General features: G+C 55.8%; 10 protein-coding genes. All 10 read left to right on the top strand.

The window, feature by feature from the left end:
• Positions 1-19 precede the first annotated feature (19 nt).
• The 10 genes from fliG (at position 20) to HEQ72_RS00580 (ending at position 12,075) form a co-directional block, all read left to right on the top strand.
• The gene (gene fliG, locus HEQ72_RS00625; protein ID WP_066135988.1) at positions 20-1,039 is read left to right on the top strand and encodes a flagellar motor switch protein FliG; all 1,020 of its coding nucleotides are present in this window, start codon (positions 20-22) and stop codon (positions 1,037-1,039) included.
• Between the two features lie 32 nt (positions 1,040-1,071).
• Entirely contained in the window at positions 1,072-2,115 is a 1,044-nt protein-coding gene (locus HEQ72_RS00620) for a FliH/SctL family protein (RefSeq protein ID WP_168022309.1), read from the top strand.
• Between the two features lie 19 nt (positions 2,116-2,134).
• Complete coding sequence (gene fliN, locus HEQ72_RS00615) at positions 2,135-2,491, top strand: flagellar motor switch protein FliN (RefSeq protein ID WP_168022308.1); 357 nt, start codon at positions 2,135-2,137, stop codon at positions 2,489-2,491.
• Between the two features lie 34 nt (positions 2,492-2,525).
• Positions 2,526-3,395, top strand: a complete 870-nt coding sequence (locus HEQ72_RS00610) for a motility protein A (RefSeq protein ID WP_168019136.1) — start codon at positions 2,526-2,528, stop codon at positions 3,393-3,395.
• Positions 3,396-3,473: 78 nt separating this feature from the next.
• Positions 3,474-4,808: a sigma-54-dependent transcriptional regulator gene (locus tag HEQ72_RS00605; protein ID WP_168022307.1), complete on the top strand. Its 1,335-nt coding sequence runs from the start codon at positions 3,474-3,476 to the stop codon at positions 4,806-4,808.
• A gap of 161 nt (positions 4,809-4,969) precedes the next feature.
• Entirely contained in the window at positions 4,970-7,048 is a 2,079-nt protein-coding gene (gene flhA, locus HEQ72_RS00600; protein WP_209316160.1) for a flagellar biosynthesis protein FlhA, read from the top strand.
• Positions 7,049-7,112: 64 nt separating this feature from the next.
• Positions 7,113-8,279: a GTP-binding protein gene (locus HEQ72_RS00595; protein WP_245183289.1), complete on the top strand. Its 1,167-nt coding sequence runs from the start codon at positions 7,113-7,115 to the stop codon at positions 8,277-8,279.
• Positions 8,276-9,079 (top strand): MinD/ParA family protein, encoded by an 804-nt coding sequence (locus tag HEQ72_RS00590; RefSeq protein WP_066136004.1) that lies wholly within the window; start codon positions 8,276-8,278, stop codon positions 9,077-9,079. The genes HEQ72_RS00595 and HEQ72_RS00590 overlap by 4 nt, the downstream gene beginning before the upstream one ends.
• A gap of 23 nt (positions 9,080-9,102) precedes the next feature.
• On the top strand, positions 9,103-10,686 hold the full coding sequence (locus HEQ72_RS00585) for a hypothetical protein (RefSeq protein ID WP_168019144.1): 1,584 nt from the start codon (positions 9,103-9,105) through the stop codon (positions 10,684-10,686).
• A gap of 117 nt (positions 10,687-10,803) precedes the next feature.
• Positions 10,804-12,075 carry a DnaJ domain-containing protein gene (locus HEQ72_RS00580; protein WP_168022305.1) on the top strand — a complete coding sequence of 424 codons (1,272 nt, stop codon included), beginning with the start codon at positions 10,804-10,806 and terminating at the stop codon, positions 12,073-12,075.
• Positions 12,076-12,271 lie beyond the last annotated feature (196 nt).

The following is a 12,271-nucleotide window of genomic DNA, read 5'->3' as shown; positions in this document are numbered from 1 at the left end:
TGACAGAGGAGAAGGCACCGTGGGGCGCCTGAAAGAAGATTACAGAAGCCTGACCGGACCACAGAAAGCGGCCATCTTTCTGCTGTCCTTGGGTGACGAGCATTCAACCCGCTTGTTCTCAATGATGAATGACGACGAGATCAAGGAACTTTCACAGATCATGGCGAACCTTGGTACCGTCTCGGCGGCCCTTGTCGAGCGCCTGTTTGTGGAATTTGCCGATGCCATCTCCAACACCGGGTCGCTGGTTGGTTCGTTTGACACGACAGAACGCCTGCTGATGAAAACCCTGCCCAAAGACCGCGTGGAATCCATTATGGAGGAAATTCGTGGTCCCGCAGGGCGTACCATGTGGGACAAGCTTGGTAACGTTAACGAACAGGTGCTGGCAAACTATCTGAAGAACGAATACCCGCAAACCGTTGCCGTTGTGCTTTCTAAGATCAAGGCGGATCACGGTGCCAGAGTTCTGGGCCTTTTGCCCGAACCCTTTGCGCTGGAAGTCATCATGCGCATGCTGCACATGGAAGCCATCCAGAAAGAAGTTCTGGATGGTGTTGAAAAGACACTGCGGACCGAATTCATGTCGAACCTGGCGCGGACACAACGCCGCGATGCGCATGAAATGATGGCCGACATCTTTAATAACCTTGATCGCAACACTGAAGCCCGGTTTATGGGTGCCCTTGAAGAGCGTAACCGCGAAAGTGCGGAAAAGATCAAGCAACTCATGTTCACGTTCGAGGATCTCAACCGCCTGGATGCAGCCGGCGTTCAAACTTTGCTGCGCCATGTGGAAAAGGACAAGCTGGCCCTGTCCCTGAAGGGGGCCTCGGATGGTCTGAAAGACCTGTTCTTCAAGAATATGTCCGAGCGCGCCGGCAAGATGCTGCGTGATGACATGGATGCCATGGGCCCTGTCCGTCTGCGCGAAGTGGACGAAGCGCAGAATATTATTGTTGTCCTGGCCAAGGAGCTGGCCAATTCCGGGCAGATTGTCATCTCTGAAGGGAAGGAAGACGACGAACTGGTCTATTGATTCCTTTCCCTGCCTGATCCCCGGAGTACTTCATGGCCCCGCCGACTGTCCGCAAATTTACCTTTGATGTCCGTTTCGACGAACCGACACCTTCGGAGCGACAGCCTGTTCTTTCCGAACTCCTGATCAGCGAACCTCCGCCAGAGCCAGAGCCGGAACTGCCGCCAGAACCAGAAGAGCCGCCCCCGGTTGTTTTCAGTCAGGAAGAGCTCGAATTTGCCCGCGAAGAAGCCTATGTCGCCGGCCACGCTGCTGCCCTTCAGGAAGCGGCCGCATCCGTGGAGCAATTTGTAGCCGAGGCATTAAATCGCTGCGCAGAGTCAATGACTGCTCTTGCAAGCAAGACAGACCCTCTTGCTGATGCGGCCACATCTGCAGCCATCCAGGTTGTACACACGATTTGCCGGAAGTTGCTGCCACATACAGCCGACGATTATGCCATACGGGAGATTACCAGCCTTGTGCAGTTCCTGCTGCCAGATTTGATCGGTCAACCCCGTATCCTGATCCATACCAGCCCGAAAATGGTGGATCTCCTCCGCAAACGTCTGACTGAAACAATCAGCAAAACGGGTTTCGAGGGACGTATGGTTCTGCTGGGTGATTCCGTCATGCTTCCCACTGATGCCCGGGTTGAGTGGGCCGATGGTGGCGCAGAGCGAAACATGGCCAAGGCGCTTGATGAAATAGATGCCCTGATGCAACGGAATATTCCGCTGTTCCAGCAGGGGCAAGCCTTGGAGCCCGGGCACCTGTCCCATAGTGGGGAAGCCGATACCATAACCAAGACAATCGAGGACATTTGGCCCGATATTGATCCGGCCAAATGGTACACGCCTCCGGACAAGCCTGTGACAACGGTCTCCATACAGCAAGAAACTCATCCGGAACAAGAGAACATGATGAGCGAAGCCCCTGAACAGGCCACTTTGGTCGAACCAAAACCCGTGCAATCCGAGGCCATCATCAGTGAAAACACAAATACAGGTGAAGACGCTGAAATAATGAAAGCAAGCGAGATAACACAACAAGCTGCGGATGCAGATCCGACAGAAGACCTGAAACCCGAAGCGTAAACAGGGAGGAACGCTTGTCATGGCTGACAATGATCTTGAACTGGATGAAATGCCGGAGGAAGAAGATGAAACCGGCCAACAAGATGACGATATGGAGATTGCCGAGGAACTTCCGGATAAACCACGCTCGGCCGCTGATCTTGAGGCTGTCTACGATATCCCGGTACAAGTGTCCGCAGTTCTCGGAAAGTCATCCATGCAGGTCAACAACCTGCTGCGCTTGGGGCGCGGAGCCGTTGTAGAACTGGACCGAAAAGTCGGGGAAGCTATTGACATCTATGTCAACAATCGCCTCGTCGCTCGTGGAGAGGTTGTCGTCGTCGAAGATAGGCTCGGCATTACCATGACAGAAATTATCAAGACAGACCGTACCTGATACATCCCTCAATGTGCATCAAGGACCAGACCTGATGGCCGAAAGCGGTAACATACAGGAAAGCCTGCCGGACTCCTCGGATGACTACACAAGCCGACCCCGGGGCGTTGATGTTGCAACACTCTCGGGCATACTGGGTGCTGTTGCCCTTACGGGGATGGCTATTGCAGCCAGCGGCTCGCCATTGTCATTTGTCGACATGTCGGGCCTGTTAATTGTGTTGGGTGGCACCATACTGATCACAGCAACCAGCTTCAGTTGGGCTGATATACGGCAAACACTACGCGAACTGGGTCGATCGGCTGGATACAAGATGCCCGCCCCACAGGATGTGGCGCTCGATATGCTTCGTATCGCCGAATATACACACCGCCATGGCATCCTGAGACTACGCGGCGTTGTTCTGAATTCCCTGCATCGCGACCAGATTCTGCACAAGGGGCTTCAGCTTGTGCTGAACGGTACAGCCGAAAATGAAATTGCACGTATTCTCTCTTCAGATATCGCCTCAAGCCGGGTTCACAGTGACCGAGCGGTCTGCGTCCTGCGGCGCGCAGCAGAGACCAGCCCTGCCATGGGACTGATCGGAACCCTGATTGGCTTGGTACAAATGCTGGGGCATCTGGATAATCCGGCCGCAATAGGACCGGGGATGTCAATTGCCCTTCTGACCACTTTCTACGGTGCCGTCATGGCCTACATGATCCTTGGCCCCCTTGGGTCACGGCTGGAACGAAATGGTCAGGAAGAAGCCTTGGTGCACCAGATATGGCTGACAACAGTCCTGTCGATTGAACGCAGGGAGAGTCCATCGCAACTGGAACTGCACTTCAACAGTATCCTGCCCCCTGGTCAGCGGCTGCCCATACACGCCGACCTGATCCGACAACCGGCAGGAGGATAAGATTTTTTTGACATTTGCCGTTCTATAGTGCGGTAGCAGCCTTGGGTCGTGTCTGTTTTGTAGTGGGGGATTGTACGAATGCGTTTGTTGATTGTTGGCTCCTTGGGCGGACAGATTGGTGCGGCAAGCCAGATTGCCATGCGCCGTGGCGCCAAGGTCAGTCAGGCCGACGATATTCACGCTGCGCTGACCCAACTGCGTGGTGGCCATGGTGCTGATTTGATGATGGTTGATATCGGGCTGGATATCCGTCTTCTTGTCGCCAGCCTTGAATCCGAACGCATATCTGTGCCCGTCGTTGCCTGTGGCGTTTCTACCGATACCAAGGCAGCCGTGGAGGCAATACGGGCCGGCGCAAAGGAATACGTCCCCCTTCCTCCTGATCCGGAATTGATTGCCGCTGTCCTTGCCGCCGTTGTGCAGCAGGACAACACCATTATATTCCGTGACCCCTCCATGCAAAAAATCATGGACCTGGCCAATCAGGTTGCTCCTTCCGAGGCCGGCATCCTGATCGTCGGAGAGTCCGGAACAGGCAAGGAACTGGTTGCCCGACACATCCATCAGAAGTCACGACGGGCAAACCGTGTGTTTGTTGCTGTCAACTGCGCCGCTATTCCCGAAAATCTTCTTGAATCAGAGCTTTTTGGCCACGAGAAGGGGGCCTTCACCGGTGCCATTGCCAGACGTATCGGCAAGTTTGAGGAAGCCACCGGCGGTACCTTGCTGCTGGACGAAATATCGGAAATCGACGTCCGCCTTCAGGCCAAACTGCTGCGCGTTCTTCAGGAACGGGAACTGACACGCGTCGGGGGCAACCAATCCGTCAAGGTTGATGTCCGCATTCTGGCAACATCCAACCGCAACCTTCAGGAAGAAGTACGCAAGGGCACATTCCGCGAAGACCTGTTCTTCCGCCTGAACGTCGTGACGCTGTCTCTTCCACCACTCCGTGACCGCCCCCGGGATATCGAGATTCTCGCCAAGCATTTCGCAGAAAAGTATGCGTCCCTGAACAAGGTACCGGCCCGCCCCATTGCGGCCAATGCGATGGAGTCCTTACAGCGGCACATATGGAAGGGCAATGTCCGCGAGCTTGAGAACACGATCCATCGCTCTGTTCTTCTGGCACGCGGCGACACAATTGACCGTGACGCCATTCTTCTGACGGAAGACGGGGAGAATGTACCCAACCCGGGCGGCAGTATCGGAACCTTGGTAGGACGGACCGTCGCTGATGTTGAGCGGGACCTGATCATCGATACCCTGCGCCATACGCTGGGGAACAGGACGCACGCTGCCAATATTCTCGGGATCTCGATCCGGACTCTTCGCAACAAACTCAGGCTGTACACTGATCAAGGGCTTCCGGTCCCGCCACCAACAGGTGGGGAGGCCGATGTTCCAGCCTGATTGTGAAATAGCATCAGGTTTTCGAAACTAGAACAGTTCAACACACTCTTTGCGCGGGAACTGACAAACGCATGGCAGAACAGGCAACACACCTGCAAACGGCAGACCGCGTTGATCCCTCTTCGACAGAGGCGACAGCAACAGCGGGCTTGTCCGGTGCCATGAACGGCGGGGCGGCGTTCCTCAAACGGGCGGCGCTGCGTGGTGACTTGTTCCTGGCTATTGGTATTGCCGCAACACTGGTCATCCTGATCATTCCGCTGCCACCATGGCTTCTGGATATTGCCCTGGCTCTGTCCCTGACCCTGTCTGTTCTTGTCCTGATGACCGTGATTTTCATCCAGAAGGCCATGGAGCTGAACAGCTTCCCGGTCATTCTCTTGATGACAACATTGCTTCGCTTGGCCCTGAATCTGGCATCAACCCGTTTGATCCTGCAATACGGGCATCAGGGCACCGATGCTGCCGGTCATGTCATAGAAGCCTTCGGTGGCTTCATCATGGGTGGAAACTTCGTCATCGGGGTAATTGTCTTCCTGATCCTTATTCTTGTTAACTTCATGGTTATTACCAAGGGATCAACCCGTATCGCTGAAGTCACGGCCCGGTTTACCCTGGACGCCATGCCCGGCAAGCAAATGGCTATTGATGCGGACTTGTCTGCCGGGGTCATTGATGAACGCGAAGCCATCGCCCGCCGTCGTGAGTTGCAAAAAGAAACAGACTTTTTCGGGGCCATGGATGGTGCCTCGAAGTTCGTAAGAGGCGATGCGATTGCCGGCCTGATCATTACGGCCGTCAACATCATGGGTGGCATGATCATCGGCATGGCCCAGAACAATCTGAGCTTTTCGGTCGCTGCCGACACATATACCCGTCTGACCGTCGGGGATGGGTTGATCAGCCAGATCCCGGCCCTGATTGTTTCAGTATCCGCCGGCTTGATGGTTTCCAAGGCAGGGCTGAGCGAAAGTACCGAAGTGGCTTTAGGAAGCCAGTTTACGCAGTATCCAAAAGCATTGGGCATGTCATCGGCTGTTGCAGGTCTTCTGGCTGTTATTCCGGGCACACCGGCCCTGCCCTTTCTGCTTCTTGCAGGCATAACCGGCGGAGCCGCATGGTTTACGGATCATCGCCACCACAAAGCCGCCATGCATGCGGCAGAGATGGCCGCCCAAGCCGAACGTGAGGCCGCACCGGTCGCAGAAGAGCCTATTTCAAGCGCCCTGCGGATTGATATGGTTCGTCTCGAGCTTGGGTATGGACTGTTGTCCATGATCTCTGCCGGGGGTAACCAAAGGCTGACAGACCAGATCAAGGCCCTGCGCCGCGCACTGGCCACAGAAATGGGATTTGTCATGCCCAGTGTCCGTATCCAGGACAACATGCAGCTTGCAGCCAATGAATACGCGCTTTTTATCAAGGAAGTCGAAGCTGGGACCGGTGATCTGCGCCCCAACATGCTGCTGGTCATGGACCCGCGTGGCGAAGACATAACGCTGCCCGGCGAAAAAACACGCGAGCCGACCTTTGGTCTGCCTGCTGTGTGGATTGAAAGCTCCAATCGCGAGGAAGCCCTGTTCCGGGGCTACACGGTTGTTGATCCTGCAACGGTCATCACCACACACCTGACCGAAGTTGTCCGCGATAACATGGCGGAACTTTTGTCCTATGCCGAAACGCAAAAGCTCCTTGATGAGCTGGACAAGGATCATCAGAAACTGATTGCCGACATTGTCCCCAACCAGATCAACATCAACGGGATCCAGAGGATTCTGCAAAATCTTCTGGCGGAGCGGGTTTCGATTCGTGATTTGCCAACTATTCTGGAAGGCATATCCGAGGCATCGGGAATCAGCCGGAATCTGACAATGATGACAGAGCACGTCCGCATGCGGCTGGCCCGCCAGCTGTGCGATGCCTGCACCGATGAAGAAGGGGTTATCCCCTTGGTCACGATGTCGCCAGAGTGGGAACAGAACTTTGCTGAAGCGTTGGTCGGTCAGGGTGAAGAGCGCCAGCTGGCTATGCCACCATCCACGCTTCACGAGTTTATCAACGGTGTGCGACAGGTCTTTGAACGCTTTGCCATGCAGGGGGAAACCCCGGTCTTGTTAACAAGTCCGATGATCAGGCCCTATGTGCGATCAATCATCGAACGTTTCCGTCCCATGACCATGGTGATGAGTCAGAACGAAATCCATCCCAAAGCTCGTATCAAAACACTGGGGCAGGTATGATGGCAGACCGCGTTTCCCCATATAAAGCACATATCTCCTCCAAGTGGGGAGGCATGCCATGCGGATGAAATATTATACAGCACCCTCGATGGCTGAAGGTATGGCCATGATACGGGCAGAGCTGGGTGATGATGCCATCATCATTTCAACCCAGAGAGCCAATGGTGGTGAGGGTGTACGCATCACCGCAGCACTGGAGGAAACCGCACCGGACGAGGAAATCAACGAATACCTTGCCTTGGGGACACCGCCCTCTGTATTGACCGAAACAATCCGCGAATGCCTATCCTATCACGGCGTCCTGCCCCGCCTTTCAGAACGTATTGTGGCCGCAGCAAAGGCCATTGGAACCGATGACCCCACACTGGCAACGGCCGGCGCCCTGGATGAACTGTTTGCTTTTGCCGCATTGCCTGCAAAACGCTCGCCAGTACCAGTCATGCTGGTTGGTCCTCCGGGGACCGGCAAAACAATCACGGTAGCCAAACTAGCCGCACGGGCGCGTATTGCAGGCCGCTCTGTTTCTGTTGTAACAGCGGACTCTGTCAGGGCCGGTGCCTTGGAGCAATTATCTGCCTTTACCAATATCCTGGGCGTTGAACTCAAGAAAGCACGCGGCATAACCAGCCTGGAAACGATGGTTGCAGAGGCTGCGGCCTGTAGCGACCTTGTTTACATTGACACCCCGGGCCTTAATCCGTTCAGCCCGGAAGACATGGGTTTTCTGCGTGGCCTGACCCGTGCCATAGAGGTGGAACCCGTACTGGTTCTGGCGGCGGGGGGGGACCCTGTGGAAGCAACGGAAGTCGCTGAAGCCTTCGCAGCGGTGGGAGCAACACGCATTCTGGCAACCCGTCTGGACATGACACGACGGCTGGGGGCCGTTCTTGCTGCAGCCGATTCCGGGCAGTTCATGTTCTGCGATGTCAGCATCAATCCACATGTTGCCAATGGATTGTGCCCTATCAATCCAATCTCCATGGCACGCCTTCTGGTCCCGCCAGGAGACAACTCGCTGACGGCTGCTCCTGATGACTGGGCCAGCCGTAGACCTGCAACACCACCACAGAAGAAAACCTCGTGGAATCAAGATACTCCAACTCTGATGGACGAGCAGGAGGATCCCGTGGACCTGCCCGACCCGGATCAGGATACCAGGCCAATGTTCGCCATCCACGCCGGGGCGGATATTCAAGAAACAGGAAATGACATGAGTGAGGCCCGCGGATGACTCTTCAAACCGATTACGGACAGGCGCCCGTTCTTGCACCATCGGCTCCGGGCCGGCACAGCAGCAATATTATTGCCATTGCATCCGGCAAGGGCGGGGTCGGTAAAACATGGTTCTCGATCACATTGTCGCACGCCTTTGCCATGCGCAAACGCAAGACCCTGCTTTTTGACGGAGATCTTGGGCTTGCCAACGTGGATATTCAGCTTGGGCTGATGCCGCGTTACGACCTGGCCAGTGTTATCACCGGACGCGTAACCCTGAACCAGGCCTTTACGCCCTATCAAAGCGGGGGGTTTGATGTTCTCGCCGGTCGTTCCGGATCTGGTTCGCTGGCGAATATTCCGCTCTCGCGTCTGCAGGTACTGGCCGAAGACCTTGAACTGGCCGCCCCGGCATACCACAAAGTAATTATCGATCTGGGGGCTGGGGTAGAAAAAAGCATACGCCAGCTTTCACGGGCTGCCGGAACCATTCTGGTCATTACCTCGGATGAACCAACATCGCTGACCGATGCCTACGCCTTTATCAAGGTAACGACCATGGAGCGTCCAAATGCGGATATCCGGGTTGTCATCAACGCCGCCAATTCCGTCCGTGAAGGGGAACGCACCTACGCAACCCTGCGCAAGGCCTGCGAGGGGTTTCTGAAAATAAGCCCGCCCTTGGTTGGGATTGTGCGGAGGGACATGCGTGTCCGGGATGCAATCCGGAACCAAACATCCATTCTGCTGCGCTCCCCGGGGGCCGATGCTGCGGTTGATGTAGAGGCAATTGCCGACCGTCTGCTGGCAGGGTAAGCAAAGACTGGGAGGGGGCGTACATGTCGAATGTTCCCCCACCTCCCCCATCAGGCCCACCCTTGCCTCAGACGTCATCTGTTTCAGGCTCTGTAACCCTTCTTTCTCCCCCTGCTCCGGTGGCATCACTGCCCGCTGGCACAAAGATCGAGGCCGTTGTCGTTCGCGCGCCACAGCCATCGCGTTACGACGTTCTTCTTGATACACCCTATGGCCAAATAAAAGCCAAGCTGCCCGCCATGATTACACTTGCGGCGGGAACACGTCTTGTTCTGGAGACAACAGAAGCCCGACCCGGACAGGCTGTCATGCTCCGCATCATGGCTGTAAACCCTGTGCCATGGCTATCCCCCAAGCCTGATACTCTTTTGGGATCCCCTCCTCCCGGACCTGGTGTAAATCCAACAGCTGCAGCCGTATGGCAAACATCATTGCCCAGTCACATACCTGCACAGGTTATCGCCGCACCGGATCGTTTCTTCCCGGCTCCTCCTGATCGCAGTTCAGCCCCCTTGCCTCCGTGGCCAATAGGGACAAGTGTTCTGGTCCGCCTCACCCCAATTGCGTCCGACAATGCCGGAGCAGCACCCGCACCGTCATCCATACACTCTCCGGTCCCTGCCTCTCAAACCGGATCGCTGACAGGGCAAGGTTCCGTCCCCCAACCTGTGCCGCAGGGCACTCCATCCGCGGTTCCTGCCGGAGCATCAATACCCACTCCTGGATCCATAACCGGAATCATCGCCCCACATACCAATTCCGGGCATACCATTATTGCCACTCCCATGGGCCTGCTATCCATGGATCGTCCCCTGTCCCTTCCGGCTGGTACACCTGTTACGCTGGATATTATGCAGGTCACCTCACAATCCGTTCGCCCAGACATCATATCATCAGCTGAAAGCATGAAGACCGGCCCCGTATCCGCGCCTGGCTGGCCAGGGATGGAGCGGGTCTTGGCCATGGCCCTGCAGAGCAACGGACCTGAAGGGATCAAGGCTTTGCTCCGCCACCTTCCAACCAGCGACGGACGCATGCTGCTCGCCCTTATGGCGTTCAGCCAGTTATCACGCCCGGTTGGGAGCATGCGCCCATGGCCGGGGGAAACCCTGCGCGATGTTCTTGAACAATCCTTGGGGCGTGAAAGTGCCCGTACCCTTTCCGCAGAACTGCGCGAAATGATACGCCCCTCTACAGATGGCGGAGGAGACTGGAGACTTCAGAATCTCCCCTTCCTGAATGGAAACAGTATTGAAAAGATTGCCCTTATCAGCAGGCGCGACGGAGAGCAGGAAAGTGAAAAGGACGCAGCGAAAGCAAAAAAAGGAGAACGGTTCCGTTTTCTGCTTAATCTCAACCTTTCCCGCCTTGGCCCAATGCAATTCGATGGCCTTTACCTGTATAAGGACCGCCGTCTGGACCTTCTGATCCGCACGCACATCCCCTTGGATACAGAGATCAGAACCACCATGCTGGCCTTGCATACCAATGCATCCCAAGCCCTGAACCTGGTCGGAAGCCTGCTGTTTCATGTCTCAACAGCCTTCGCAGGACCGGCTGATGCCATACCCGGACACCCTGATCCAGGCCCGGGTCTGATTGTATAAGGAAACGGGGACAGCATGACGTGCAGATCATTTGACATGCATGTAATGCCTGTACTAAGGATCAGAACGTGAAAGACAGTCCGTACAGATTCAAAGGATACGAGGAGACCGTACGGAATGGCTGCCAAGCTCCCCGGTGATCCCAAAGGATATTACCACGTTCTGGGCCTTGATCCCGGATCGGATGGCGCCGCTGTCAAAACAGCTTTTCGTCAGCTGGCCATGGCGCTGCATCCGGATCGGAACAACAGCCCGGATGCACACGAAAAATTTCATGCCATTACCGCAGCCTATGAAATTCTCTCCAACCCCGAGAAAAAGGCGCAATACGATGCGCTGTCCCGGAATACTGATACAGCCGAAAAACAGCAAACACAGTATAAACGGCAAGCGTCCGCAGGAACAGGGGCACGGGACAAGCAGAAGTCCGAACGTACAGACCCCAGACCCTCAGCCAATCAAGCCAGACAGGAAAAACCGCAAGACCAACGACGGAAACGGACATGGTCCACATCATCCCCCCCTCCCCTTCTTCCTCTCTCCACGTGCGACCGCTGTGGCCGCGTTGCAGCACAGCCGCGTTACGTTATTTTTCCACTGGTTCGTGGGACATTGGTACGCAGTCTGCACTCCAGCATCGAGGGTCTGTACTGTCGCCGCTGTGCCGATATAACCGGCTTGCAGGTTTCCATCCGGAACTGGCTTTTGGGCTGGTGGAGCCTATCTGGAGCAGTTGATACCATTCATGCCCTTTGGGTAACCGCACGGGGAGGAGTTCTGCCTGCGGATCGTAACTATCGGGCCCTTATGCACCAGGCACGCGCCTTCCTGGCCAGGCAGGACAGGGACATGGCCCATAATATCGCGCGGCAGGCCAGGCAATTTGCCACAACAGTCGGGCAACAGTATATGGCGGATAGTCTTGTCCCTGCCTCCCCACAGTCGGCGGCCCGCCAACTGAAGGATCGATGGAGCGGCGTTGGCGCTTTCCGTCTGCTTCAATTGTCGCCACTGTACCTGGCCGGCGCCGTAACAGCCGTTGTCAGCTGGAATACAATCCGTGATGCCGAGACGCCCCTTGTCGGGCCTGATAAAGACAAGCCTGGAAACACTGACTCTGTATCCCCGTCGTCACCGTCCCTGAAAGCGGGGGGGCTGCATGAAACCATGGCTGCGGGCTTGGCCATACGCAGCGGACCGGGGACAGGTTTCCAGAAAACGGGAGAACTTGCAGCCGGTGCCATGGTTCTGGTAACAGAGACAGATACCGGTGGTAACTGGGCCCGCATTATCACACCGGAAGGCATGTCAGGCTATGTCCCGTCCCGGTTTCTTAACCCGGTTCATATTCCACGCCAAGAGCGAACAACGGGAACACAAAGGGAATAGGAGAAAGTATAGTTACAGTAAGGCATACTGGCAGAATCAGGCCAAAAAGCCCGATCATGGGCTGGACCCATCTCCGTCAGGACGTGTATGCTGGCACGAGTCTTGTTGCGGATGACTCTCACTTTCCATAAAGTGCCTGTCTCTCCGGACAATCGGACAGCGCGGGAATCAAGGCAGCGCTGTTCCAGAATGCCCC

It is taken from the genome of Haematospirillum sp. 15-248 (assembly GCF_012102665.1).
Lineage (GTDB): Bacteria > Pseudomonadota > Alphaproteobacteria > Rhodospirillales > Rhodospirillaceae > Haematospirillum.
This window is presented reverse-complemented; position numbering and strand designations above follow the sequence as displayed.